Source organism: Duganella sp. (genome assembly GCF_039595735.1).
Lineage (GTDB): Bacteria > Pseudomonadota > Gammaproteobacteria > Burkholderiales > Burkholderiaceae_D > Rugamonas.
Window position 1 is genome coordinate 279,269 of record NZ_JBCNLB010000001.1, and the last position, 23,630, is coordinate 302,898.

Below are 23,630 nucleotides of genomic sequence, written 5' to 3' on the forward strand. Positions count from 1 at the left end.
CTATAGCGCGAACTTCAGGGCTTGCCGATATTCTTGTCGAGGAAGCGCTCGACCCGGCCCCAGAAATCGATGCGGTTGTGCGGCAGCGACCAGCCATGGCCTTCTTCGTTGTACTCGACCCATTCGACGTTGGCGTTGCCAGCCCGGGTGACGGCGTCGCGGAACTTGAGGCCGTGGTTGATCGGCACCCGCATGTCGGCGCCGCCGTAGGCCATCAGCAGCGGCTGCTTGAGGCGGGCCGCCTGCACCAGCGGCGAGGTGGCTTGCAGCTGCGCCGCGTCCTTGACTGGATCGCCGATCAGGTGCGGCATGCCGTACTGCTTCCAGCCGCTCGACAGGTCGGAACTGTAGAACCAGCCGCCGTCGTACATCAGGTGGATGTCGGTGACGCCGACCCATTCCACGCCGCACTTGTACAGCTCGGGGTCCTTGATCAGGCCCATCAGCGTGGCGTAGCCGCCGTAGCTGGCGCCGGCCAGGCACACCCGTTTGCCGTCGGCATAGCCTTGCGCCACCGCCCAGCGCGTGCCGTCCGCGATGTCGTCCTGCATGGCCAGGCCCCATTGCTTCCAGCCGGCGTAGAAGTGGTCCTTGCCATAGCCGGTGCTGCCGCGGAACTCCGGCTCCAGCACGGCATACCCGCGCGTGGCCAGGAATTGCGCCTCGGCGTTCCAGTTCCAGCTGCCGCCGCGCACCCACGGGCCGCCGTGCACCAGCACCACCAGCGGCAGGTTTTTTGGCGCGCCCTGCGGCGGCAGCGTCAGCCAGGCCGGGATCTGGCGGCCGTCGCGCGCCTTGTAATAGACCAGCTCGCGCGGGCCCATGTCGGCGGCCTTGATCTGCGGCGCCATGCGGCCCACCTCGCTCAGGCGCTGGGTGTCGGTGTTGTAGATCAGGAAGCGGCGCGGCTGCCGGTCGGAGTACGATTCCACCAGCACCCAGGCGGTTTCCGGCCGCACCGGCGGCGTGATGAGGTTGATCACGCCGGGCAGGCGGGCGTCGATCTGCGCCTGCAGTGCCTTCATGCCGGGATCAAACCACGCCGTGCCCTCGGCGTCGGCATGGATGCGCACACCGAGCAGGCGCTGCTTGCTGATGATGAGTTCGCCACGGAAGTCGAAGCCGTCCAGCTCCACCAGGTGCTGGGGCGCCAGCTTGTTGTGCTGCAGGTCATAGCGGAACAGGGCGCTCTTGTCGCGGCCTTCGCTGCTGACCACGTACAGCGCGCCGTCCGGACCGAAGGCCAGCGGATGGAAATCGCTGCCTTCGCCGGTATAGCCATCGTAGGTCAGCAGGGTGCGCCATTGCCGGGTGGCCGGGTCGAGGTAGCGCAGGCTGGCGACATTCTTGTCCAGCGTCTGCAGCAGGCGCGGCTCGCCGTTCTGGTCCAGCAGCCAGCTGCGCGCGGTACCCGGATGGTCGACCGGGCTGGAGCCGCCGTTGCGCGTATTCAGACGCAGCAAGTCTTCCGCTTCGACCACGCCGCCGCCGCTGAAGCCGGCGTCGGTGACGTAGACATAATCGCTGTCCTGCGCGCCAACCTGGTCCAGCATATAGGTGTGCCAAGGCAGCAGCTCGCGGTTGTCGTCGCTGCTGCGCAGGAATTCGTCGCGGCGCAGCGCCAGTTGGCGGTATTGCTTGCCGTCGCGGTTGACCACGTACAGGCCGGGCGCATAGCGCTGGTCGCGCCGGCCCTTGGCCTTGTCCATGGTGCTGAACATCAGGCGGTCGTTGTTGACCCATTGGGCCTGGCCGATGTCGGTGTCGGAAAACTGCGCCACCATGGTGGCTTTCAGGGTGTCCAGCTCGACCACGGCCAGGCCGTCGCGTTTGTCGTTGGCGCCAATGAAGGCGGCCAGGTAGCGCCCGTCCGGCGACAGCATGGCGCCGTTGAAGGCGGAGTTATTGAAGAAGGCGGCAATCGGCGGCGGCGCGGCCTGGACTTGCGCTGCCGTCGCCAGCAGCAGGGCTGCCAGCAGGGTGCGGGAAATGATCAACGTGCTGCTCCAATCTGCTTGTCCAGGAATTTCTCAACACGGGTCCAGAAATCGATGCGGTTTTCCGGCAGGCGCCAGCCGTGGCCTTCTTTTTCGTACACGATCCACTCCACATTCGGGTTGACCGCCTTGACTGCGGCCAGGAATTTCTCGCCGTGGTAGAGCGGCACGCGGCGGTCGTCGCCGCCGTAGGCCATCAGCAGCGGTTGCCTGATGCGGGCCGCCTGCACCAGGGGCGAGGTGGCGTCCAGCTGGGCGGCGTCTTTTTGCAGGTCGCCCACCAGCAAGGGCATGCCCAGCGCTTTCCAGCGGTCGCTGAGGTCGGAGACGGCGCTCCAGGCGCCGGTGTACATCAGCTTGATGTCGGTGACGCCGGCCCAGTTGACGCCGCATTTGTACAGCTCGGGATCGTTCACCAGCCCCATCAGGGTGGCGTAGCCGCCATAGCTGGCGCCGGCGATGCAGACACGCTTGCCGTCGGCCAGCCCCTGGGCGATGGCCCAGCGCGCGCCGTCGGCAATGTCATCCTGCATCTTCAAGCCCCATTGCTTCCAGCCGCTGTGGAAATGCCGCCAGCCATAGCCGGTGCTGCCGCGGTAGGCCGGCTCCATCACCATGTAGCCGCGCGAGGCCAGGAACTGGGCGTCGGCGTTCCAGCCCCAGTCGCTGCCGTGTACATATGGGCCGCCGTGCACCAGCAGCACCAGCGGCAGATTCTTTTTGGCTGCGCCGCGCGGGTAGGTGATCAGCGTCGGGATGTTGAGGCCGTCGCGTGCCTTGTAGCGTACCAGCTCCTGCCGTCCCATCTGCTCGGGACGGATCGCCTGGTGGTTGCCGCCGATCTTGGCCAGCTTGCCGGTGTCGGTGTTGTAGATCAGGTAGACCAGCGGCTGCACGTCGGAATAGCTGGTCACCAGCACCCACGGCACTTCCGGCCGGCGCGGCAGGGTGATCAGGTTGACCAGGCCGGGCAGCAATTGGTCGACCTTGTCCTGCAAGGCCTTGCCCTTGGCGTCCAGCCAGGCCACGCCCTGCACGTCGGCGCTGTAGCGCACCCCGACCAGTTTGTTGTCGCGCACCACCAGGCTGTCCTCGTCGGCGCCGCCCATGTCCGGCAGGAAGTCGTAATCGTCCATGCCGACCAGCGGCTCGGCGGCGGTCTGCTGCCGAGCCAGGTCGTAGCGGTACAGCGCGGTCTTGTCGCTGTTGCGGCGGGCCGCCACGTACAACGTACCGTCCGGGCCGAAGCCGACCGGGTGGAAGCTGCTGCTGCCGTAAGCCTCGCTGTCCAGCAGTTTGTTCCAGGTGTCGCCGTTGCGCAGGTAGACTTCGTGGCGCTTGCCGAGGTCGTTGATGGCCAGACGCGGCTCGCCCTGCTGGTCCAGCAGCCAGCTGCTGGCACGGCCGGGACTGTTGGCGGTCACCGTGCGGCCGGTCACCGTGTTCAGGCGCAGCAGCACGTGGTTGGTGATCTCGGTGTAGCTGGCGTTGTACTGATCGCGGACGATGTAGACCTCGTCGCTGTCCTGCCGTCCCGGCTGGCCCAGCAGGAAGTGATTCCAGTCCAGCATGCGGTCTTTGAGCAGGCTGCCGGTGTCGGCCTGATCGCCTTCGCGGTAGCTGGTGCGGGTCAGCTGGCGGAAGCCGCTGCCGTCGCGGTTGACGGCAAACAGACCGGGCGCCAGCCGATCGTCGCTGTAGCTGATGCGGCGGTCGGTGCTGTTGAACACCAGCCGGTTATCGTTGACCCATTCGAAATACGCAATGTCGGCGTCGCCAAAGCTAGCTGCCACCTTCACGCTCATGTCGGCCAGGTTGATCACCGACAGGCGATCGCGTTCGCCCGGCATGGAAACCCGCGTGGCCAGATAGCGGCCGCTGGGTGACAGCTGGGGATCGCCGAAGCGGCTGTTTTCAAAGAAGGCGCTGGCCGGCGGCGGCTCGGCGGCGCGCGCCGCCAGCGACGTCAGGCTGGCCGCCAGCAGCAGGCCGGCAGCCCGGGAAAGGGACAATCTCATTGCGCGTTTGCTCCGATGTTCTTATCAAGGAATTTCTCCACCCGGCCCCAGAAGTCGATGCGGTTTTTCGGCAGCTTCCAGCCGTGGCCTTCTTCCTCGTATTCAATCCATTCCACGTTGGGATTGGTTTGCTTGATGGCTTTGTAGAACCTGGTGCCGTGCGGCAGCGGCACGCGCATGTCGGCGGTGCCGTAGGCCATCAGCAGCGGCTGCTTGATGCGGGCCGCCTGCAGCAGCGGCGAGGTGGCTTTCAGCTGCTCGGCGTCCTTGACCTGGTCGCCCACCAGCTGCGGCATGCCGTATTGCTTGTAGCCTTCCGGCAGATCGGAGCTGAAGTTCCAGGTGCCGTCATACATCAGGTTGATGTCGGTGACGCCGGCCCATTCCACGCCGCATTTGTACAGATCAGGATCATTGATCAGGCCCATCAGCGTGGCATAGCCGCCGTAGCTGGCGCCGGCAATGCAGATGCGCCTGGGGTCGGCATAGCCCTGGGCGATGGCCCAGCGCGTGCCGTCCGCCACATCGTCCTGCATCTTCAGGCCCCATTGCTTCCAGCCGGCCATGAAGTGCTTGGCGCCAAAGCCGGTGCTGCCGCGGAACTCCGGCTGCAGCACCACGTAGCCGCGCGAAGCCAGGAATTGCGCCTCGGCCGACCAGCCCCAGCTGTCGCCGCGCACGAACGGGCCGCCGTGCACCAGCACCACCATCGGCAGGTTTTTGCCGCCGCCCTGCGGCACGGTCAGCCAGGCCGGGATGGACAGGCCATCGCGCGCCTGGTAGCGCACCAGGGTCTGGCGCGCCATCTGGTTGGGATCGATGGCCGGGTGCGAGGCGCCCACCATGGTCAGCTTGCCGGTCTCGCTGTTGTACAGCATCACGCGGCGCGGCCAGATGTCGGCGTAAGCCGTCACCAGCACCCATGGCGACGCCGGCCGCTTCGGCAGGGTCAGCAGGTTCATGGTGTTGGGCAGCATGGCATCGACTTTTTCCTGCATGGCCTTCATGGCCGGGTCGAGCCAGGTGGTGCTCCAGGCATCGGTCAGGTGGCGCACGCCGACCAGCTTGTCCTTGCTCATGATCAGCTGGCCGCGGAAGTCGTAGCCGTCCAGCTTGACCAGGGGCTGGTCCGACAGCTGGCCGCTGGCCAGGTTATAGGTGTAGACCGCCGACACATCGCTCTTGTAGGCCGCGGTCACGTACAGCGTGCCGTCCGGGCCGAAAGCCAGCGGGCGGAAGCGCGCGCCCTTGCCGGTATAGCTGTCGTAGTCGCCCAGCTTGCGCCAATCCTTGCTGGCCGGGTCGAGGTAGTACATGCTGCTGGTGCCCTTTTCGGCGGTGATGGTCAGGCGCGGTTCGCCGTCGTAGTCCAGCAGCCAGTACTGGCTGTCGCCGGGACGCTTGACGGTGGCGGCGGTGCGCCCGGTCACCGTGTTCAGGCGCAGCAGGTCGACGTGGTTGAGCTGGCCGGGATAGCTGATGTCGCGGTCCTGCACGTAGATGTAGTCGGAATCCTGGGCGCCATCGTCGTTCAGCAGATAGGTGTGCCAGGGCAGCAGCTCGCGGCTGGACATGCTGCTGCCATTGGTGATGAAGGGTTTGCCGTTGCGCATGGCCAGCTGGCGGAAGCCGCTGCCGTCGCGGTTGATGGCGTACAGGCCGGGGGCGTAGCGCATGTCGCCCTGGGCCAGATCCTTGTCGGTGGCGGTGAACACCAGCCGGTTGTCGTTGACCCAGGCATAGCGGCCGATGTCGGCGTCGGAGAAATTGCCGACCACCTTGACGGTGTTGCTGTCCAGGTCTACCACGCCCAGCATGTCGCGCTTGCTCTTGCCGCCCAGCCGCACGGCCAGGTATTTGCCGCTGGGCGAGAGCTCGGCGTCGCTGAAGTCGGGATTATTGAAGAAGTCGGCAATCGCTGGCAGCGGCCTGGCGGCGTCGGCGGCCGGCGCCTGGCCGCTCAGGACCGCGCCGGCCAGGAGGGCGGCGCGCAGGAAGGAGGGAAAGCGCATAAGTCTTGCTTGCGAAATTGGTAACTTAGGCACAATAGCACCAAGTTATCAAATCCGCCACTTGGTGTTTGTATCCTTTGTATTCTAGTGTTGCTCCGGCGCGCGGATGTAATCGACCAGCGCGGCCGCCTGGCGCTCCGGCGCACGGGTCAGCAAACTGACGCCAATAATCGTCAGCAAGCCGGCAGGGACGCCAAAGATGCCGGCCGAGATAGGGGCGATGTGGAACCACTGGTTGGCCGCGCTGCCGCCCAGCACCGGGTTGGTGTGCAGCATGTAGTAGATGCAGACTAAAAAACCGACCGTCATGCCGGCAATCGCGCCCTGGTGGTTGGCCCGCTTCCAGAACACGCCCAATGCCAGCGCCGGGAACAGGGTCGAACCGGCCAGCGAGAAGGCCGCTCCCACCAGCGACAAAATGTCGCCCGGCTTGGTCGAGGCGGCGTAGGCGGCAATGAAGGCCACCGCCAGCAATAGCAGCTTGGAAATGGTGACCCGCTTCTGGGTCGAGGCGCCGCGGTCGACCAGCTTGTAATACACGTCGTGCGACAGCGCATTGGAGATGGCCAGCAGCAGGCCGTCAGCGGTGGACAGCGCGGCCGCCAGTCCGCCGGCCGCCACCAGCCCGGATATTACATACGGCAGCCCGGCGATTTCCGGCGTGGCCAGTACCAGCACGTCGGCGTCGATGCTGATTTCGGCCAGCTGCACCACGCCATCGCGGTTGACGTCGCTGATGCTGAACAGCGGGTTGAGCTTGTCGACATTGGTCCAGTACGACACCCAGTTGGGCAGGTGGGCATAGTCGATGCCGACCAGCGAGTTGTAGATATCGTATTTCACCAGCACCGCCAGCGCCGGGATGGTGAGGTAGATCAGCAGGATGAAGAACAGGGTCCAGAACACCGACACCCGCGTCTCGTGCACCGAGGGCGTGGTGTAGGAGCGCATCAGGATGTGCGGCAGCGCGGCCGTGCCCAGCATCAGGCAAAACACCAGCGCCAGGAAGTTGTTGCGCTTGATGTCGGAGGTGGCCTGGTCGCCGGGATAGGGCGTGGCGTGCGGCGTGATGGGCTCGGCGTGCAGCAGGTTTTGCTCGCGCGCCTCGGTCCACATGCGTTCGGCTTCGTCGGCGTTTTTCGGATAAGCCACCAGCTCGCGCTCGGCGCTGCGGATTTCCAGCAGCGAGGCGTTGCGCGCCTTGACGCTGTCCAGCTTGCGCTGGACTTCGATGCGGCCGGCTTCCCACGAGGCCGGCAGGGCCGCGAGGCGGGCGGCGTAATCGGCGGCGCGCTGGCGGTAGATGGCGCGCACCTCGGCTTCCTTTGGATCTTCCTGCAGCACGTGTTCGCGCGCGCTCAGCTTGGGCAGCAGTTTGCCGTAGGCCACCTGCGGGATCGGGTTGTCGGAATGCTTGGCCGACAGCCACATGGCCGGGATCAGGAAAGCCACCAGGATGATGATGTACTGCGCCACCTGGGTCCAGGTGATGGCGCGCATGCCGCCCAGGAAGGAGCACACCAGGATGCTGGCCAGGCCGAGGAAGATGCCGACCGAAAAATCGACGCCGGTGAAACGCGAGGCAATCAGGCCCACCGCGTAGATCTGCGCCACCACGTAGGTGAACGAGACCATGATGGTGGCGATCACGGCCAGGATGCGCACCGCGCGGCTGCCCCGTTCGGCCTGCTCGGCGCCGCCGTAGCGCTCGGCCAGGAAGTCGGGGATGGTGTACTGGGCGAACTTGCGCAGATAGGGCGCGATCAGCAGCGCCACCAGGCAGTAGCCGCCGGTCCAGCCCATGATGTAGGCCAGGCCGTCGAAGCCGTGCAGATACAGCCCGCCGGCCAGGCTGATGAAGCTGGCGGCCGAGATCCAGTCGGCGGCGGTGGCCATGCCGTTGAACATGGCCGGCACGCGCCGCCCGGCCACGTAGTATTCCAGCACATTGGAGGTGCGGCTGATGACGCCGATCAGGGCGTACAGCACGATGGTGGCAAACATGAACAGGTAGCCGATCCACACGCGCGGCATGCCTTCCTGCTCCAGCGCGGCCAGCGCGATCAGGAAGCAGCCAAAGCCGAGGGTGAACAGGCTGTAGTAATAACGCAGGCGCTGGAAAAAGGTGCGGGCCGGTTTCACGAGGCATCCTTGTCGAGCTTGCGCATGCGCCAGGCGTAGCCGCCGAGGATGGCCAGGTAGACCAGCGAGGCGCCCTGGGCCGCCAGGTAGAACGACAGCGGCCAGCCAAATACGCTCAGGCCGGCCAGCTCACGGGCGAAGAAAGCGGCGCAAAAGCCGGTGAGCAGCCACAGCGAGAGCAGCAACACGGTCAGGCGGCGCGCGCGTTGCCAGTGCTCGATGCGCGACAGGCGTGGCGGGCGCGGCGAGCCGGTGGCCGCCGGTTCGGCAGCGGGCGGCGTTGGCGCGGCAGGCGTGCTGGCGCTGGCGGACGGGGTAGGTTTATCCATAGTGCGGTGGTTCTTCCTCCGCTGCTGGCGGCGCCGGCGGCAGCGGGAAGGTCAGGCGGAACAGCGCGCCGGGCAGCCGGGGCTGGGTGGCGCGCGGGTTGCTGAAGATGTCGACCTCGGCGCCGTGCTGTTGCGCAATCTCGCGCACGATGGCCAGCCCCAGGCCGCTGCCCTCGGCGGTATTGCCGAGGATGCGGTAAAACCGCTCGAACACGCGCTCGCGCTCGGCCGGCGCAATGCCGGGGCCGGTGTCTTCCACCTCCAGGTAGGCGTGTTCCAGCTCGTCGTTGCGCACGCGCACGGTGACGCTGCCGCCGGCCGGCGTGTAGCGCAGCGCATTGTCGATCAGGTTGGACAGCAGCTCGCGCAGCATGGTGGGATTGCCGGTGATGGTCAGCGCTTCAAGCGGCGCCTCAAAGCCGAGGTCGATACGATGCGAGAACGAGGCCTGCACCCAGTCCTGCACCACATTGCGTGCCAGTTCGCCCAGATCCACCGGCTGCATGGCGCTGCCGGCCGGCTGCTGGTTCTCGGCGCGCGCCAGGGCCAGCAGCTGGTTGACCAGGCGCGTGGCCGCCTCCGAACTTTTGGCCAGCTGTTCCAGCGAGCGGTGGATTTCACCCTTGTCGGTCTGGCGCAGCGCCAGTTCGGACTGCATGCGCATGCCGGCCAGCGGGGTGCGCATCTGGTGCGCGGCATCGGCAATGAAGCGCTTTTGCATGTCGATGGTTTGCGACAGCCGCGACAGCATCTCGTTGAGCGAGCGCACCAGCGGCGTGATTTCTTCCGGCACCTGGTTGGAGGCGATCGGACTCAGGTCTTCCGAACTGCGCGCGCGGATGCGTTCCTGCAGTTGCGCCAGCGGCGACAGCCCGCGCGCCAGCGCAAACCACACCAGGGCCAGCACCACCGGCAGCACGATGAACTGCGGCAGGATCACGCCCTTGATGATGGCGTTGGCCAGCTGGGCGCGCTTTTCCAGGGTTTCCGCCACCTGCACCAGCGCCAGCTGCGGCGCGTGGCCGTCGTTGCGCTCCAGCTGCACGTAGGCAAAGGCGATGCGCACCGGCGTGCCATGCATATTGTCGTTGCGGAAGCGCACGCCGCCGGCGCTGGTCTTGTCTTCATCGTCCAGCACCGGTTGCGGCATGTCGCGGTCGCCGTCGATGTGCTCGCCGCGCGGGCCCTGGATCTGGAAATAGACGTTGTCGATATCGTCGGCGCGCAGGATGTCGCGCGCCGAGCCGGACAGGCTCTTGATGATCTTGCCGTCCACCGAGCGCACCTGTTGCGCCAGCACGGTCACGCTGTCTTCCAGCGCATGGTCGAACGGCTGGTTGGCGATCGACTTGGCCACCAGGTAGGTGATGGCGATGCTCATCGGCCACAGCAGCAGCAGCGGGGCCAGCATCCAGTCCAGGATTTCACCGAACAGCGAGTGTTGGATATCTTCGTCCGCCTCGGGCGGCGGCGGTTGATACTCCAGTTCGGCGGCTTCCTGCGTGGGGTTCACTTGTGGCTGTCTCCGGCCTCGGCACTGGCGCGCGCGGCAGCCTCATTGAATTTTTCCAGGCAGTAGCCGAGGCCGCGCACGGTGGCGATGCGCACCCCGCCCACCTCGATCTTCTTGCGCAGGCGGTGCACATAGACTTCGATGGCGTTGTTGCTGACTTCCTCGCCCCATTCGCACAGGTGGTCGACCAGCTGCTCCTTGGACACCAGGCGGCCGGTGCGGGCCAGCAGGATTTCCAGCAGGCCCAGCTCGCGCGCCGACAGGTCCAGCATCTGCTCGTTGATGTAGGCGCTGCGGCCGACCTGATCGTAGCTCAGCGGGCCGTGCCTGATGACGGTGGCGCCGCCGCCGGCGCCGCGCCGGGTCAGGGCGCGCACGCGCGCCTCCAGCTCGGACAGGGCGAAGGGCTTGGCCATGTAATCGTCGGCGCCCAGGTCGAGGCCGTTGACGCGCTGCTCGATCGAGTCGGCGGCGGTCAGGATCAGCACCGGCAGCAGCGAGCCGCGCGAGCGCAGGCGGCGCAGCACTTCCAGCCCGGACAGCTTGGGCAGGCCGAGATCAAGGATCAGCAGGTCAAACTCCTGGGTCGACAGGGCGGTATCGGCCTCCTGCCCGTTTCTGACGCAGTCGATGGCATAGCCCGACTGGCGCAGGGAGCGGGTCAGCCCGTCGGCCAGGACGCTATCGTCTTCGGCAAGTAAAATACGCATTGAAAAACACTCCGGCTACATGAGCCCCTATTTTGGCGAGTTTTTGTGCAATCTCAAAGAAATACAAAAACCCGCTTGCATTAAGCACTGTTTTTTTATACAGTGCTACCTGTATCGAACAACCCCACTGGCGGAAAGCACATTATGGACGAGAAAAAAGGCGTAGTACCTGCATCTGAAAAAGCCAAGGCGCTGGCTGCGGCGCTGGCCCAGATCGAAAAGCAATTCGGCAAAGGTTCCGTCATGCGCATGGACGCCAGTGCCCCGATTGAAGAAGTGCAAGTGGTGTCGACCGGCTCGCTGGGCCTGGACGTGGCGCTGGGCGTCGGCGGCCTGCCGCGCGGCCGCGTGGTGGAAATCTACGGCCCGGAATCGTCGGGTAAAACCACGCTGACCCTGCAAACCATCGCGGAAATGCAAAAGCTGGGCGGCACCTGCGCCTTTATCGACGCTGAACACGCGCTGGACGTGGGGTATGCGCAAAAGCTGGGCGTCAACCTGCACGAGCTGCTGATCTCGCAGCCGGACACCGGCGAACAGGCACTGGAAATCTGCGACGCGCTGGTGCGCTCCGGCTCGGTGGACCTGGTGGTGGTCGACTCGGTGGCTGCCCTGACCCCGCGCGCGGAAATCGAAGGCGACATGGGCGACGCCCTGCCAGGCCTGCAGGCTCGCCTGATGTCGCAAGCGCTGCGCAAGCTGACCGGCTCGATCAACCGCACCAACACCCTGGTCATCTTCATCAACCAGATCCGTATGAAGATCGGCGTGATGTTCGGTTCGCCGGAAACCACCACCGGCGGCAACGCGTTGAAGTTCTACGCCTCCGTGCGTCTGGACATCCGCCGCACCGGCTCGATCAAATCGGGCGACGAGGTGATCGGTAACGAAACCAAGGTCAAGGTGGTGAAGAACAAGATCGCGCCACCGTTCAAGGAAGCGCACTTCGACATCCTGTACGGCGCCGGCACCTCGCGTGAAGGCGAGATCCTGGATCTGGGCGTGGAAGCCAAGATCGTCGAGAAGTCGGGTTCGTGGTACAGCTACAACGGCGAGCGCGTCGGCCAGGGCAAGGACAATGCCCGTCTGTTCCTGCAAGAGCGTCCGGAGCTGGCGTGGGAAATTGAAAACAAGGTGCGCGAATCGCTGGGCGTGCGTGCGCTGCCTCCGCTGGCCACCGACAACACCGTGGTCAAGCTCAAGCCGGCCAAGCCGGAAGCCGACGCCGCCTGATTGTCGTTCCGGCGCAAGCCGGAACCCATGCTGAGCAAGCGTTCTATGGGCCGCTACGGCGGACCGCCCGGCCTGCGCCGGGGTGACGCGCTGCGGAGGATTTATGCCTGCACCACAACTCAGCCTGAAAGCCCGCGCCCTGCGCTTTCTGTCCCTGCGTGAGCACAGCCGTCTGGAACTGGCCCGCAAGCTGGCCAAATATGCCGAGGAGGGCGACGACGTCGACGCCCTGCTCGACCTGCTGGAACAAAACAACTGGCTGTCGCAAGACCGCTTTTCCGAATCCCTCATCCACCGCCGTGCCTCGCGCTACGGCAACAGCCGCATCGTCGCCGAGCTGCAAAGCCACGGCGTCCACGGTGACGCGCTGCAGGAACTCAAATCCCATCTGGCCGATACCGAACTGGCGCGCGCGCACGAGATCTGGCAGCGCAAGTTCGGCGCGGTCGCCAACGACCCGCAGGAGCGCAACAAACAGATCCGCTTCCTGCTGCAGCGTGGCTTTTCGCAACGTGTTGTGCAGAAAGTCATCAAAGGCGCTGAGCTCGACGAGTAATTTCCCTAAGCTTGCGGGTGTGCTACACTCTACGAGTTTTTGCAGCACCGCGGGTGCGGTGGTTGTCCGTAGAAGCTGCGGCAACGTGCGTTTTTAATAAGAGAAATGCGCCAGGCTGCTAACTAATATAAATGCCGCGAGAGCGGTATCGATCTTATGTCTTTGTTAACTCCAGTTATCCGACGTGCGCTGCGGCCCACGCGCGCAAGTGCTATCCCCAGCAAGGATGGCGCGCGGGATAATGGCGGCCCCCTCTGCATCAAGCACCCCAGATTCCATCGCTCTGTGCCCGCTCGCGGCGCAGCGGCTCAGTTTTACCCGCGCTGGGTGGACAAAGCAGCACCGGGTAGCGCGTAGCAACATCATCTGCTTAATCATTCAACCGATTTACTACACATCAGCATCAGAAGGGAAGCCAGCATGAAAATCCATGAGTATCAAGGCAAAGAAATCCTCCGAAAATTCGGAGTGACGGTACCGCGCGGTATTCCGTGCATGACCGTAGAAGAGGCAGTCAAAGCTGCTGAAACCTTGGGCGGCCCAGTCTGGGTTGTGAAAGCACAAATCCACGCCGGTGGCCGTGGTAAAGGCGGTGGCGTGAAAGTCGCCAAGTCGCTGGAGCAAGTCAAAGAATACGCTGACCAGATCATGGGCATGCAGCTGGTGACCCACCAGACCGGCCCGGAAGGCCAGAAAGTACGCCGCCTGCTGATCGAAGAAGGCGCGGACATCAAGAAAGAACTGTACGTATCGCTGGTGACCGACCGCGTGACCCAGCGCGTTGTGCTGATGGCCTCGTCGGAAGGCGGCATGGACATCGAAGAAGTTGCTGAGTCCCACCCAGAAAAAATCCACTCGATCGCTATCGACCCAGCTGTTGGCCTGACCGACGCGGAAGCCGCCGGCATCGCCGCCAAGATCGGCGTACCGGAAGGCTCGATCGCTGACGCCGTCACCAACCTGAAAGGCCTGTACCAGGCTTACTGGGAAACCGACGCCTCGCTGGCCGAAATCAACCCACTGATCCTGACCGGTTCGGGCAAAGTCATCGCCCTGGACGCCAAGTTCAACTTCGACGCCAACGCCCTGTTCCGTCACCCAGAAATCGTGGCTTACCGCGACCTGGACGAAGAAGATCCAGCCGAAGTGGAAGCGTCCAAATTCGACCTGGCGTACATCTCGCTGGACGGCAACATCGGCTGCCTGGTGAACGGCGCCGGCCTGGCCATGGCAACCATGGACACCATCAAACTGTTCGGCGGCGAGCCAGCCAACTTCCTGGACGTGGGCGGTGGCGCCACGGCTGAGAAAGTGACCGAAGCGTTCAAGATCATGCTGAAAAACCCAGGCCTGAAAGCCATCCTGGTGAACATCTTCGGCGGCATCATGCGTTGCGACGTGATCGCGGAAGGCGTGATCACCGCCTCGAAAGCGGTGTCGCTGCAGGTACCGCTGGTGGTCCGCATGAAGGGCACCAACGAAGATCTGGGCAAGAAAATGCTGGCTGACTCCGGCCTGCCGATCATCTCCGCCGACACGATGGAAGACGCAGCGAAGAGCGTTGTTGCCGCTGCTGCTGGTAAATAATTAAGGAACCGATATGTCTATTCTGATCAACAAAGACACCAAAGTCATCACCCAGGGTATCACCGGTAAAACCGGTCAGTTCCACACCCGCATGTGCCGCGAATACGCGAACGGCAAAAACGCCTTCGTCGCTGGCGTGAACCCGAAGAAAGCCGGCGAAGACTTCGAAGGCATTCCAATTTTCGGTTCGGTGAAAGAAGCCGCCTCGAACACCGGCGCCACCGTGTCGGTGATCTACGTGCCGCCAGCAGGCGCGGCCGCCGCGATCTGGGAAGCTGTGGAAGCTGAACTGGAACTGGCGATTTGCATCACCGAAGGCATCCCGGTCCGCGACATGATGGAAATCAAGGATCGCATGGCCAAAGCCGGTTCGAAGACCCTGCTGCTGGGTCCTAACTGCCCAGGCCTGATCACCCCGGACGAAATCAAGATCGGCATCATGCCTGGCCACATCCACAAGAAAGGCCGTATCGGCGTGGTGTCGCGTTCGGGCACCCTGACCTACGAAGCGGTGGGGCAGCTGACCGCCCTGGGTCTGGGCCAATCGTCGGCAGTCGGCATCGGCGGCGACCCGATCAACGGTCTGAAGCACATCGACGTGATGAAGATGTTCAACGACGATCCAGATACCGACGCGGTCATCATGATCGGTGAGATCGGCGGTCCGGACGAAGCCAATGCGGCACGTTGGGTCAAGGACAACATGAAGAAACCGGTGGTTGGCTTCATCGCCGGCGTGACCGCTCCTCCAGGCAAGCGCATGGGCCACGCCGGCGCGCTGATCTCGGGCGGCGCTGACACCGCGCAAGCCAAGCTGGACATCATGGAAGAGTGCGGCATCAAAGCCACCAAGAACCCATCGGAAATGGCACGCCTGCTGAAAGCCATGCTGTAATTTCGGTTGTGGAATAATAAAGGGGAGCCTGCGGGCTCCCCTTTTTATTTTCCGGAGACAGCAGGTTGGCCAAGCTCATCATCTCGCGCCATGGACAGGTCGAGCAGCAGATTCAACTGAGCAAGGAGCGCATGACGCTGGGCCGTCATCCGCGCAACGACATTGTCCTGCCGCACCCGGCGGTGAGCGGCGAGCACGCGGCCATCGTCACCATTCTCGACGATTCCTTTCTGGAAGACCTGCACAGCACCAATGGCACGTTTGTGAATGGCCACCGCATCGGCAAGCATTTCCTGCAGCATCAGGATGTGATCAAGATGGCCAGGTTCGAGCTGGCCTTTGTGGCCGACGGCATCCGGCCGCTGGCGGCGGCGCAGCCGGTGCTGGCTGAAATATCTATCCTGAATGGCAATAACGCCGGTAAGCATGTGGCGCTGACCAAGCCGCAGACCACGCTGGGCAGGGCTGGCGTTCAGGTCGTGGTGATTCATCGCCACCCGGACTTCTACACCATCACCCACACCGAGGGCGCGGTGGCGCCGCTGCTCAATGGCGTCGCGCTGGATCTGGGCGCCACCAAGCGCCTCAGCCACGGCGATGCCATCGATCTCAGCGGCACGACGCTGGCCTTCCGCATCGCCTGACAATAATTGTCAGTCGGGCTGGCCATGACAAATTGTGGCGGTGGCGACTGACAAAAAATGGCACTTTACCGCGTGTTTTGCTGAAATTCTGGGCAAAAATCGCCTGGCACACCAATTGCACTAAGGGAGGTGTACCACCCAACAACGTGTTTAACTGAAGGAGTCGCAAAATGAAATCGATGAAAATGATGAAGCAACAAGCCCAGGCCGGCTTTACCCTGATCGAACTGATGATCGTGGTGGCGATTATCGGCATCCTGGCCGCGGTGGCGATTCCTGCCTACAGCAACTACACCGTCAAGGCCAAGGTCGCCAACGCGCAAGGTGCGGTGGATTCGCTGAAAACCGCCGTGGCCCTGTGCGCCCAGGAAGCGGGTGGCACGCTGACCGATTGCAATATGGGTTCCAACGGCATCCCGGCTGCGTTCACCGCTACCAAGGAAGTGGCCTCGGCCAACGTCGCGGCAGGTGTGATCACCATGACCTTTGCCGCCAGCGGTGTGGGCAACGGCGTGGATGGCACCGTTGTCACCATCACCCCGACTGTGGCGGCAGGTGCGACCAACGTTCGCTGGACGGTTAATGCTGACGCGGTTACCAACACGGCCGCCAAGGAAGCCCTGGTCAAGAACAACTGATGACCTGAGCTAATGTGAAAGCCCGCCGGTCCGGCGGGCTTTTTGCGTTTACTCAGACGATCTTCTGGCGATCGGCAATCAGCGCTTCGTAGGTCAGGTTTTGCAGCATGGTGTAATGCACCGGATCGAGGTCGATGAACTGCACGCCGTAGGTGAACACCTCCGGCTTGTCGCCGGCGGCGGGCTTGACCACATTGATATTACGGATAGTGGCATTCGGATTGACGCGCACCTGGCGGTTGCCGGGCTGGGCGATCAGATAAAACGACAGCGCCACTTGCGCGTCGCCGTCGGACAACGGCTTGGGCGACTCGATCAGCGCGCCCGACACGCTCAGGTTGACCAGGAACACGGACGTGCTGGCGCCGGCAGCCGTGGTCACTTGCGCCGGAATATCGACCTTGACCCGCATTGCCGCGCGCAGACTGGTGCCCTGAATCGACACGGGGAAAGTCAGATGGGCGTAAAACAGCGGCCGCGGAAACACGCGCTGCACCACGCAGGAAAACGAACACACATTCACGCCGGAAAACACCCGGATGGTCAGCTTGTCGCCCTCGTTGAGCGCGATCGGGGCGCCGTTCTCGAACGGCACCTTGACGATCATATACTCATCCTTCACCCAGCCGATCAGGGTTGAGAAGTGCTGGATGGGCTTGATGGTGCGATGGGTAATGAACTGAATCCTGCCGCCCACCTGCAGGTTCATTTGCTCGAACTCATATTCCTGAGTCTTGGCTTCGCTCGGCGGAGGGTTGCTACTCATTCAGCTCTTTCTCGGTGAAAAAATTGTCCCTGCGCATTAATTATATACCCGCCAAGTTTGGGTAACAATCAGACAATACAACACCTTGCCGATCGGTCATGTACCAATGTTTGCGTCCTTCGTTTGACAAGCATTGATAGCGGGAATAGGCTGGTTTTGGCTGATTGCCATGGGAGGCCAAAATGAATCTGGAACCGATAAAGCAAAAGTTGATTGAAGACGGATTCCGTGTGCAGACTCGGGAGAATGGCAGTCTGGTATTTAAATTTGAAGGCATGACCTATTACATCGACACTGATATCAAGGATGAGAACTACATCCGGATCGGGCTGCCGGACTTTTGGACGTTGTCTGGTACGGATGACCGCCTGCGTGCTTTGCAAATGGCAAATGACGTCACGGAATCAATGAAAGGCGTGAAGGTTTTTTTGATCGGGGACGAGGTCTCTTGCACGATCGAGCAGTTCGTGCCCGATGCGAATGCCGTGTTGGCAGTTCTGCCGCGCTATTTAGGCGCAATCCAGAGCGCCGCCCGTACTTATGCGGAGAAATTCACCAACGTCAGCGTCATAGCCGCGTGAGGGATGCGCAGCATGGTGACCAAAAGCGAACATCGCGCGTTAGCGGTTGCCCCGCCTGTCATCGGCGGCCTCGTTGGAGTTCTCATTAGTGTGTGGGCGGCTGCGTTCCCAAATGAACCTTACACCAAAGCGCTGGTCACCGGCATCGCCCCTATCGCGATTGCGTGCGATCGGGCCTCCTCCTCGGTGATGCGTTACTACCTGGAGAAACGGGCTGATCGTCGGCTTGCTCTCGCGATAGCAGTAGCGAAAAAGTACAAGAGCGAAACCAACAACCAGGCCTACAAAAAAGGCTTTGACGCGAAGATTAACCGAATGCAGAACGAACGCCTCGATCTGCTGGCCAATCGCAATCCACCCAAGGACACCTAGCTGGTTGCACTCCAGTCGCCGGACTTGCCGCCGTGCTTTTCGGTGACACGGATGTTGGACATGACCATGCCGCGGTCGACCGCCTTGCACATGTCGTAAATGGTCAGCAGGCCGATCTGGACCGCGGTGAGGGCCTCCATTTCGACGCCGGTCTTGCCATAGGTTTCGACTTGCGCCTTGCAGTGGACGCTGGCATTGGCTTCGTCAGTCTCAAACTCGACCGCCACGCGCGTCAGGGCCAGCGGGTGGCACAGCGGGATCAGGTCGCTGGTGCGCTTGGACGCCATGATGGCGGCAATGCGGGCAATCCCCAGCACGTCGCCTTTCTTGGCGGTGCCGCTCAGGATCAGCGCCAGGGTCTCCGGTTTCATGCGGATCGAGCCGGTTGCCAGCGCGATGCGGTGGGTTTCCGCCTTGGCGCCGACGTCCACCATGTGGGCTTGTCCGGTGGCGTCAAAGTGGGTCAGGTGTTCGGTGGTCATGGTGGCAGCAGCGTAAAATGAGTCATAATCTGGCGCTAAGCTTTAGCAACCCAGTTGCGGGTATCATATCACCGTGAAAGCAAAACGCTCCTCTTACTCCGGCCGCATGCGCGCCGTTGCCGCCGCCCTGTTGCTGACCATGCCGATGGCCATGGCACAGAACCCGCTCGCCCCCGCCAAGATCCCGAACCTGCCCGCGCTCGGCGGTACGGAAAACCAGGATTTGTCGCCGCTGATGGAGCGCAAGCTGGGCGAGGAAATCATGCGCGATATCCGCCGCGACCGCGACTATCTCGATGACGGCCCCATCCTTGAATACATGAACAACTTCGGCAATGCGCTGGTGGACGCCCGTCCCGACGCGCGCGGCGAAGCCAAGTACGATTACTTTTTCTTCGTGGTGCGCGATCCGCAGTTGAACGCGTTCGCGCTGCCGGGCGGTTTCATCGCCGTGCACTCGGCGCTGCTGCTGCAGGCGCAGAATGAGTCCGAGCTGGCCTCGGTGCTGGGCCACGAGATCGGCCATGTGGTGCAGCGTCACATTGCCCGTTCGATCGGCCAGCAAAAGCAGGACGCGCTGATCCCGCTGGCGGCCATGATCCTGGCCGCGCTGGCATCGCGCCAGGGCGGCGACGCGGCCATGGGCGTGTTCCTCGGCGGCCAGGGCCTGGCCATTCAGCGCCAGTTGAACTTCGGCCGCGAAGCCGAACGCGAGGCCGACCGCATCGGTTTCCAGATCATGGGCGAGGCCGGCTTCGATACCTCGGGCATGGTGGCCTTCTTCCAGCAGATGCAGAACTCGACCCGCAATTACAGCGACCTGGTGCCGGCCTGGCTGCTGACCCACCCGCTGACCACCGAGCGCATAGCCGACATCCAGGCGCGCATCCGCGAGCAGCCGTACAAGCAGCGCGTGGACAGCCTGGACTTTTACCTGGTGCGTTCGCGCGCCCGCGTGCTGCAGGACCAGACCTCCAGCGGCTATGCCGAAAGCAGACAATTCTTCCAGGCGCAAATCCTGCAGGAGAGCTGGCAGCAGAAGGCCGCCGGCCAGTACGGCATGGCCTTCCTGAGCATGAAGCAGGGCGACACCAGCGCCGCGCAAAACTGGCTGGAGCAGGCGCAAGCCACCGTCAACCGGCCGCCGCCGGCCGGGGTGTTTGGCGCGTCGCCGCGCAGCAAGGCGGAAGCGATTTTTGCCGCCACCTCGATCGAGATCAAGCTGGCGCAGCCGGACAACAAGGCCGTGCTGGCCAAGGCCGTGGTGGAGGCGGACGCGGCACACCAGAAGTTCCCGCTGTCGCGCGGCATTGCGCATCAATACGGCGAGGCGCTGCTGGCGGCCGACAAACTGGAAGAGGCCGCCGTATATCTGCGCGATCAGGCGCAGCTGTACCGCGACGATATCGAGATTTACGACATCCTGGCGCGCGTATATTCCAGGCAGGGCAAGCTGGCGCTGCAGCACATTGCGCTGGCGGAATCGTATGCCTTGCAGGGCGGCACCTTGTCGGCGCTGGATCAGCTGGCGCTGGCGCGCAAGGCGCCGGACGCCTCGTTCTACGACCAGTCGCTGATCGATGCGCGTGAGCGCGAGTGGCAAGCCCGCCGCCGCGAAGAGATGGGCGACAAGGGCAAGAAGGATATGGCGGAATCGCGGCCCGCCTTCAAGGCCGAGTTCAAGTCGGCCACCGACAATAAAGACCGTCAGGACAACAGCTTCAATCCTTACGCCAGTCCGCTCGACCGCCTGCGCAAGCTGACCGACCCTATGCAGTCGGCGCCGACGGTACGCTGACGTAGCCGTAGCGCGCCGCCAGCCGGTCGGCGGCAATGCGCTCGACCAGCACGCCGTCCAGGCTGAGCGCGCTTTCGTCGCGGCCTTCCATCCATCCCAGCAAGACTTCATCCGCCACCGGCGCGCCGTTGATCCGCAGGCGCGGCAGCACCTGGGCGAAATCGCGGTCGTCCAGTTGCGCGACGATGTCGCCGCTGCGCAGCACCAAGGCGCCTGCCTCGGTCAGCAGCACCGCATCGACCGGACCCAGCGGGGTACCGGTATGCAGCAGCCAGCCCGCCGCCGGATCGGTGCGTACGATGTAGGGCGTCGCCTCCAGCTGCACGTACACCCGTTGCGGACCGTTCTGGAAATACCAGCAGCCGCGTTCATCCACTGCATAGTTGCGCGTGATGAAGCCGACCAGGGCGGCATTGGTCAGCTTGTCGCCCGGCAAGTCGAAGTGCTGGGCACGTTCGTCGCGCATGCGCCAGTTGCCGCGCGCGTCCAGCGCCAGCCAGCCGTAGCAGTGCGGCACATTGGGCCATTTGGCCAATGCCTGTTTGACGATGTCATCCATGTTGTTCGAGGAAGTGGATCAGCTTGTTGGGCAGCCAGTTGATGCGGCCCGGCGGCCCGCCGACGGCAAAGCCGACATGGCCGCCATGCTCAGGATAGTCCAATACCACGCGCGATGACGCACGTTGCGGCAGATGGCGGCCCGGCAGGAAGGGATCGTTCCTGGCGTTCAGCACCAGCGTCGGCACGGTGATGTCGGTCAGCACATGCTTGGCGCTGGCGCGGTGCCAGTAGTCATCGGTGTCGCGGTAGCCGTGCAGCGGGGCGGTGACGACGTTGTCGAAGGCATACAGGTCGCGCGCGGCGTGCAGGGCGTCCAGGTTGAACAGGCCGGGGAATTGCTGTAGTTTGGCTACGCATTTCGGTTTCAGCGTTTGCAGGAACATGCGCGTGTACAGCATATTGAAGCCGCTCGACAGCGAGACTCCGCCTTGCGCCAGATCCAGCGGCGCCGACACCGCGCAGGCGGCATCGACGAAATCGGCCTGGTGTTGCGATTCGCCCAGCCAGCGCAGCAGGGCGTTGCCGCCCAGCGAGACGCCGGTGGCGTAGAACTGGCCGCCGTGCGCGCCGCGCCGGGCGTGCAGGCGGCGGATGATCCAGTCGATCTCGGCGGCGTCGCCCGAGTGGTAAAAGCGCGGCGCGCGATTGGCCTCGCCCGAGCAGCCGCGAAAGTGCGGCACGGCGCCGGACCAGCCGCGTGCCTGCAGGGTCGCCATCAGCGCGCGCGCGTAATGGCTGTCGGACGAGCCTTCCAGGCCATGAAACAGCACCACGAACGGTTGGCCCGGCTGGCCATCGACAAAATCCACATCAATGAAATCGCCGTCCGGCGTATCCCAGCGTTCGCGGCGGAAGGCGACGGCCGGCTTGGCGATCGCAATTGCCGGATAAATGGTTTGCAGATGGCCGCTGGGCAGCCAGAATGGTGCGGTGTACTTCACGACAGCAATCAGTGCAGGATCTGCGCGGGCGTATCGACCGGTGCCGGGCCGGGAGCAATCGACACATGGTGCAGCACGATGCGCCAGCCGCGCGGCGTTTTCGCGTACACATTGGTGGCCAGCAGGTGCGCCGGCTCGCCGCTGGCCGCGGTGCTGCCTTCCACCACCGTGTGAACCGAGCTCATCAAGGTATGCGTTTCGTGCAGCTGCGACGGCTGGATGTGCAGCCCGCCATGCTCAAGGATGGCGGCCCACGAATTGCGGATTGCCGCGTGCCCGATCAGGCGCGGCCCGCCCGGATGCACGCAGACGATCTCGTCGTCCTCGGCCCACAGCGCCATCAGCGCCTCCAGGTCAGCACGGTTGAGGGCATCGTAGAAGGCCGCTTCGGTTTCGGCGGCGCTGCCGTTGTGCGTTTTCTTGGTGGGCATGAGGGGCGCCGGAGGATTAGTGGTGGCCGACCACGGTGCCTGGCTTCAGGCGGTAGGCGGTGCCGCAGTAAGGGCACTTGGCTTCGCCGTGGATGAATTCCAGGAACACGCGCGGGTGCGACGACCACAGCGGCATGGCTGGGTTAGGGCAGTGGGCCGGCAGATCCTTGCCATCGAGTTCTACGGCGTTGGCGGCGTTTGGGGTGGTCATTTCTTGTGGCTCCAGATGGCTGAGAGAAAAGCACGATTTTAACGGATTCGCGCAGGGAGCAAAAATCGTCGGTAAAATAGCGCCTCTACAACACCGGTCCGGCCCGCCATGTGGCAGGAATGCCACAACTCATCCATGACTGAATCGAGCAGTACAGTCGACGTCTCCCGCGTCGCCGCCCACCACGAACCCTCCTGGCGCGAGGGCGTCAAGACCGGCATGCCATCGCTGTTTGGCATCGGCGCCTGGGGGCTGGTGGTGGGCATTGCCATGGTCAAGTCCGGCCTGACCATCCCGCAGGCGCTGGGCATGACGCTGGTGGTGTTCGCCGGCTCGGCGCAGCTGGCGGCCTTGCCCCTGATCGCGGCAGATGCGCCGATTTGGGTGATTTTCGCTACCGCTTTGGTGGTGAACCTGCGCTTTGTGATCTTTTCCGCCCTGCTGGCGCCGCATTTTTCCCACCTGCCGTGGCGCCAGCGCCTGACGCTGGGCTACGTGGCCGGCGACATGACGGTGGCGCTGTTTCTGCAGAAATTCCCGTCCGAGGCGCCGCAAGTCGGCAAGTTGTCGTATCTGAAGGGATTGCTGTACCCGAACTGGGCCTCGTGGCAGGTCGGTTCGATTGCCGGCATCTTCCTCGGCAGCGCCGTGCCGCCCGAGTGGGGCCTGAGTTTTGCCGGCACCCTGGCCATCATTTGCGTGATGATCCCGCTGATGGTGGGCCGTCCGGCGCTGTGCGGCGTGCTGGTGGCGGGCGCGGTCTCGGTGCTGGCGGCTGGGCTGCCGTACAAGCTGGGTTTGCTGCTGGCAGTGCTGCTCGGCATGCTGACCGCCATGCTGATAGAAGAAACCGCTGAAAAATGGAGAAGCAAGCGTGGCTGACTGGGAAATCTGGCTGGTGATCTTGGTGCTGGCGCTGGCGACCGCCTGCACGCGCAGCTCATTCTGGCTGGTCGGCCATCACATCACCATCCCCAAACGGGTGCAGGAAATGCTGCGCTACGCGCCGGCCTGCGCCCTGGCCGCCATCGTCGCGCCGGATCTGATTCTGGCCGCCAATGGCCAGCCGGTGCTGGACGCCAGCAACCTGAAACTGGTGGCCGGGATTGTCGCCACGATCTATTATTTGCTGCGGCGCAATATGCTGGAAACCATCATCTTTGGCATGGCTTTCTTCACGGCATTACGGTTGTTTGATGTAACTTAATAACAG

At 63.6% G+C, this 23,630-nt stretch carries 24 protein-coding genes; 11 read left to right on the plus strand and 13 right to left on the minus strand.

What is annotated here, in order from left to right; all coding sequences use genetic code 11:
• Nucleotides 1-14: 14 nt before the first annotated feature.
• From ABDW57_RS01280 to ABDW57_RS01310, 7 genes are all read right to left on the minus strand, one after another.
• Nucleotides 15-1,997: a prolyl oligopeptidase family serine peptidase gene (locus ABDW57_RS01280; protein ID WP_343728398.1), complete on the minus strand. Its 1,983-nt coding sequence runs from the start codon at nt 1,995-1,997 to the stop codon at nt 15-17.
• Complete coding sequence (locus tag ABDW57_RS01285) at nt 1,994-4,015, minus strand: prolyl oligopeptidase family serine peptidase (protein WP_343728399.1); 2,022 nt, start codon at nt 4,013-4,015, stop codon at nt 1,994-1,996. Before ABDW57_RS01285 ends, ABDW57_RS01280 begins: the two co-directional genes overlap by 4 nt.
• Nucleotides 4,012-6,027, minus strand: coding sequence for a prolyl oligopeptidase family serine peptidase (locus tag ABDW57_RS01290; protein ID WP_343728400.1), 2,016 nt, complete (start codon nt 6,025-6,027; stop codon nt 4,012-4,014). The genes ABDW57_RS01285 and ABDW57_RS01290 overlap by 4 nt, the downstream gene beginning before the upstream one ends.
• 84 nt (nt 6,028-6,111) lie before the next feature.
• Nucleotides 6,112-8,169: a sodium:solute symporter family protein gene (locus ABDW57_RS01295; RefSeq protein ID WP_343728401.1), complete on the minus strand. Its 2,058-nt coding sequence runs from the start codon at nt 8,167-8,169 to the stop codon at nt 6,112-6,114.
• Nucleotides 8,166-8,498 (minus strand): sodium/substrate symporter small subunit, encoded by a 333-nt coding sequence (locus ABDW57_RS01300; RefSeq protein ID WP_343728402.1) that lies wholly within the window; start codon nt 8,496-8,498, stop codon nt 8,166-8,168. Before ABDW57_RS01300 ends, ABDW57_RS01295 begins: the two co-directional genes overlap by 4 nt.
• A complete protein-coding gene (locus ABDW57_RS01305; protein ID WP_343728403.1) occupies nt 8,491-10,011 on the minus strand; it encodes a sensor histidine kinase N-terminal domain-containing protein in 1,521 nt (506 codons plus the stop codon). Before ABDW57_RS01305 ends, ABDW57_RS01300 begins: the two co-directional genes overlap by 8 nt.
• Nucleotides 10,008-10,721, minus strand: coding sequence for a response regulator transcription factor (locus tag ABDW57_RS01310; protein ID WP_343728404.1), 714 nt, complete (start codon nt 10,719-10,721; stop codon nt 10,008-10,010). Before ABDW57_RS01310 ends, ABDW57_RS01305 begins: the two co-directional genes overlap by 4 nt.
• 144 nt (nt 10,722-10,865) lie before the next feature.
• On the opposite strand from ABDW57_RS01310, the gene recA reads away from it, so the two are divergent.
• The 6 genes from recA (at nt 10,866) to ABDW57_RS01340 (ending at nt 16,274) form a co-directional block, all read left to right on the plus strand.
• On the plus strand, nt 10,866-11,954 hold the full coding sequence (recA, locus tag ABDW57_RS01315; protein WP_176647983.1) for a recombinase RecA: 1,089 nt from the start codon (nt 10,866-10,868) through the stop codon (nt 11,952-11,954).
• A 103-nt stretch (nt 11,955-12,057) separates the two neighbouring features.
• Nucleotides 12,058-12,510: a recombination regulator RecX gene (gene recX / locus ABDW57_RS01320; RefSeq protein WP_343728405.1), complete on the plus strand. Its 453-nt coding sequence runs from the start codon at nt 12,058-12,060 to the stop codon at nt 12,508-12,510.
• A 420-nt stretch (nt 12,511-12,930) separates the two neighbouring features.
• A complete protein-coding gene (gene sucC / locus ABDW57_RS01325) occupies nt 12,931-14,097 on the plus strand; it encodes an ADP-forming succinate--CoA ligase subunit beta (protein WP_176647981.1) in 1,167 nt (388 codons plus the stop codon).
• 13 nt (nt 14,098-14,110) lie between these two features.
• The gene (gene sucD / locus ABDW57_RS01330) at nt 14,111-14,992 is read left to right on the plus strand and encodes a succinate--CoA ligase subunit alpha (RefSeq protein ID WP_343728406.1); all 882 of its coding nucleotides are present in this window, start codon (nt 14,111-14,113) and stop codon (nt 14,990-14,992) included.
• Between the two features lie 65 nt (nt 14,993-15,057).
• Nucleotides 15,058-15,636, plus strand: a complete 579-nt coding sequence (locus tag ABDW57_RS01335) for an FHA domain-containing protein (protein WP_343728407.1) — start codon at nt 15,058-15,060, stop codon at nt 15,634-15,636.
• Between the two features lie 170 nt (nt 15,637-15,806).
• Nucleotides 15,807-16,274: a pilin gene (locus ABDW57_RS01340; protein ID WP_343728408.1), complete on the plus strand. Its 468-nt coding sequence runs from the start codon at nt 15,807-15,809 to the stop codon at nt 16,272-16,274.
• Between the two features lie 52 nt (nt 16,275-16,326).
• On the opposite strand, the gene ABDW57_RS01345 is transcribed toward ABDW57_RS01340, so the two are convergent.
• On the minus strand, nt 16,327-17,040 hold the full coding sequence (locus ABDW57_RS01345; RefSeq protein ID WP_343728409.1) for a flagellar brake protein: 714 nt from the start codon (nt 17,038-17,040) through the stop codon (nt 16,327-16,329).
• A 182-nt stretch (nt 17,041-17,222) separates the two neighbouring features.
• Between ABDW57_RS01345 and ABDW57_RS01350 the strand changes: the two genes are divergently transcribed.
• Together ABDW57_RS01350 and ABDW57_RS01355 are read left to right on the plus strand one after the other, a co-directional pair.
• Complete coding sequence (locus tag ABDW57_RS01350; RefSeq protein WP_343728410.1) at nt 17,223-17,621, plus strand: hypothetical protein; 399 nt, start codon at nt 17,223-17,225, stop codon at nt 17,619-17,621.
• A 12-nt stretch (nt 17,622-17,633) separates the two neighbouring features.
• Entirely contained in the window at nt 17,634-17,993 is a 360-nt protein-coding gene (locus tag ABDW57_RS01355; RefSeq protein ID WP_343728411.1) for a hypothetical protein, read from the plus strand.
• Here ABDW57_RS01355 and moaC read toward each other — a convergent pair.
• Nucleotides 17,990-18,475, minus strand: a complete 486-nt coding sequence (gene moaC / locus ABDW57_RS01360; RefSeq protein ID WP_343728412.1) for a cyclic pyranopterin monophosphate synthase MoaC — start codon at nt 18,473-18,475, stop codon at nt 17,990-17,992. The two genes, ABDW57_RS01355 and moaC, sit on opposite strands and share 4 nt — an antisense overlap.
• Before the next feature lie 106 nt (nt 18,476-18,581).
• Here moaC and ABDW57_RS01365 point away from each other — a divergent pair, with 106 nt between their 5' ends.
• Complete coding sequence (locus ABDW57_RS01365) at nt 18,582-20,273, plus strand: M48 family metalloprotease (RefSeq protein ID WP_343729099.1); 1,692 nt, start codon at nt 18,582-18,584, stop codon at nt 20,271-20,273.
• On the opposite strand, the gene ABDW57_RS01370 is transcribed toward ABDW57_RS01365, so the two are convergent.
• From ABDW57_RS01370 to ABDW57_RS01385, 4 genes are read right to left on the minus strand one after another with little or no spacing between them, the layout of a single operon-like run.
• The gene (locus ABDW57_RS01370; RefSeq protein ID WP_343728413.1) at nt 20,245-20,832 is read right to left on the minus strand and encodes a DUF2946 family protein; all 588 of its coding nucleotides are present in this window, start codon (nt 20,830-20,832) and stop codon (nt 20,245-20,247) included. The two genes, ABDW57_RS01365 and ABDW57_RS01370, sit on opposite strands and share 29 nt — an antisense overlap.
• Nucleotides 20,825-21,775: an alpha/beta fold hydrolase gene (locus ABDW57_RS01375; RefSeq protein ID WP_343728414.1), complete on the minus strand. Its 951-nt coding sequence runs from the start codon at nt 21,773-21,775 to the stop codon at nt 20,825-20,827. The genes ABDW57_RS01370 and ABDW57_RS01375 overlap by 8 nt, the downstream gene beginning before the upstream one ends.
• A gap of 8 nt (nt 21,776-21,783) precedes the next feature.
• Nucleotides 21,784-22,206, minus strand: coding sequence for a nuclear transport factor 2 family protein (locus tag ABDW57_RS01380; protein ID WP_343728415.1), 423 nt, complete (start codon nt 22,204-22,206; stop codon nt 21,784-21,786).
• Between the two features lie 16 nt (nt 22,207-22,222).
• Entirely contained in the window at nt 22,223-22,417 is a 195-nt protein-coding gene (locus tag ABDW57_RS01385) for a zinc-finger domain-containing protein (RefSeq protein ID WP_155462899.1), read from the minus strand.
• 135 nt (nt 22,418-22,552) lie between these two features.
• On the opposite strand from ABDW57_RS01385, the gene ABDW57_RS01390 reads away from it, so the two are divergent.
• Together ABDW57_RS01390 and ABDW57_RS01395 are read left to right on the plus strand one after the other, a co-directional pair.
• Nucleotides 22,553-23,299: an AzlC family ABC transporter permease gene (locus ABDW57_RS01390; RefSeq protein WP_343728416.1), complete on the plus strand. Its 747-nt coding sequence runs from the start codon at nt 22,553-22,555 to the stop codon at nt 23,297-23,299.
• Nucleotides 23,292-23,624 (plus strand): AzlD domain-containing protein, encoded by a 333-nt coding sequence (locus ABDW57_RS01395; RefSeq protein WP_343728417.1) that lies wholly within the window; start codon nt 23,292-23,294, stop codon nt 23,622-23,624. Before ABDW57_RS01390 ends, ABDW57_RS01395 begins: the two co-directional genes overlap by 8 nt.
• The last annotated feature ends 6 nt before the right edge of the window (nt 23,625-23,630 follow it).

What these genes read in the sequence shown, in the direction of transcription:
- ABDW57_RS01285 (WP_343728399.1), bottom strand. Translation starts at nt 4,015, where the DNA reads ATGAGATTGTCCCTTTCCCGGGCTGCCGGCCTGCTGCTGGCGGCCAGC.
- ABDW57_RS01290 (WP_343728400.1), bottom strand. Translation starts at nt 6,027, where the DNA reads ATGCGCTTTCCCTCCTTCCTGCGCGCCGCCCTCCTGGCCGGCGCGGTC.
- ABDW57_RS01300 (WP_343728402.1), bottom strand. Translation starts at nt 8,498, where the DNA reads ATGGATAAACCTACCCCGTCCGCCAGCGCCAGCACGCCTGCCGCGCCA.
- ABDW57_RS01310 (WP_343728404.1), bottom strand. Translation starts at nt 10,721, where the DNA reads ATGCGTATTTTACTTGCCGAAGACGATAGCGTCCTGGCCGACGGGCTG.
- recA (WP_176647983.1), top strand. Translation starts at nt 10,866, where the DNA reads ATGGACGAGAAAAAAGGCGTAGTACCTGCATCTGAAAAAGCCAAGGCG.
- recX (WP_343728405.1), top strand. Translation starts at nt 12,058, where the DNA reads ATGCCTGCACCACAACTCAGCCTGAAAGCCCGCGCCCTGCGCTTTCTG.
- sucC (WP_176647981.1), top strand. Translation starts at nt 12,931, where the DNA reads ATGAAAATCCATGAGTATCAAGGCAAAGAAATCCTCCGAAAATTCGGA.
- sucD (WP_343728406.1), top strand. Translation starts at nt 14,111, where the DNA reads ATGTCTATTCTGATCAACAAAGACACCAAAGTCATCACCCAGGGTATC.
- ABDW57_RS01340 (WP_343728408.1), top strand. Translation starts at nt 15,807, where the DNA reads ATGAAATCGATGAAAATGATGAAGCAACAAGCCCAGGCCGGCTTTACC.
- ABDW57_RS01345 (WP_343728409.1), bottom strand. Translation starts at nt 17,040, where the DNA reads ATGAGTAGCAACCCTCCGCCGAGCGAAGCCAAGACTCAGGAATATGAG.
- ABDW57_RS01350 (WP_343728410.1), top strand. Translation starts at nt 17,223, where the DNA reads ATGAATCTGGAACCGATAAAGCAAAAGTTGATTGAAGACGGATTCCGT.
- ABDW57_RS01355 (WP_343728411.1), top strand. Translation starts at nt 17,634, where the DNA reads ATGGTGACCAAAAGCGAACATCGCGCGTTAGCGGTTGCCCCGCCTGTC.
- moaC (WP_343728412.1), bottom strand. Translation starts at nt 18,475, where the DNA reads ATGACCACCGAACACCTGACCCACTTTGACGCCACCGGACAAGCCCAC.
- ABDW57_RS01365 (WP_343729099.1), top strand. Translation starts at nt 18,582, where the DNA reads ATGCGCGCCGTTGCCGCCGCCCTGTTGCTGACCATGCCGATGGCCATG.
- ABDW57_RS01370 (WP_343728413.1), bottom strand. Translation starts at nt 20,832, where the DNA reads ATGGATGACATCGTCAAACAGGCATTGGCCAAATGGCCCAATGTGCCG.
- ABDW57_RS01380 (WP_343728415.1), bottom strand. Translation starts at nt 22,206, where the DNA reads ATGCCCACCAAGAAAACGCACAACGGCAGCGCCGCCGAAACCGAAGCG.
- ABDW57_RS01385 (WP_155462899.1), bottom strand. Translation starts at nt 22,417, where the DNA reads ATGACCACCCCAAACGCCGCCAACGCCGTAGAACTCGATGGCAAGGAT.
- ABDW57_RS01390 (WP_343728416.1), top strand. Translation starts at nt 22,553, where the DNA reads ATGACTGAATCGAGCAGTACAGTCGACGTCTCCCGCGTCGCCGCCCAC.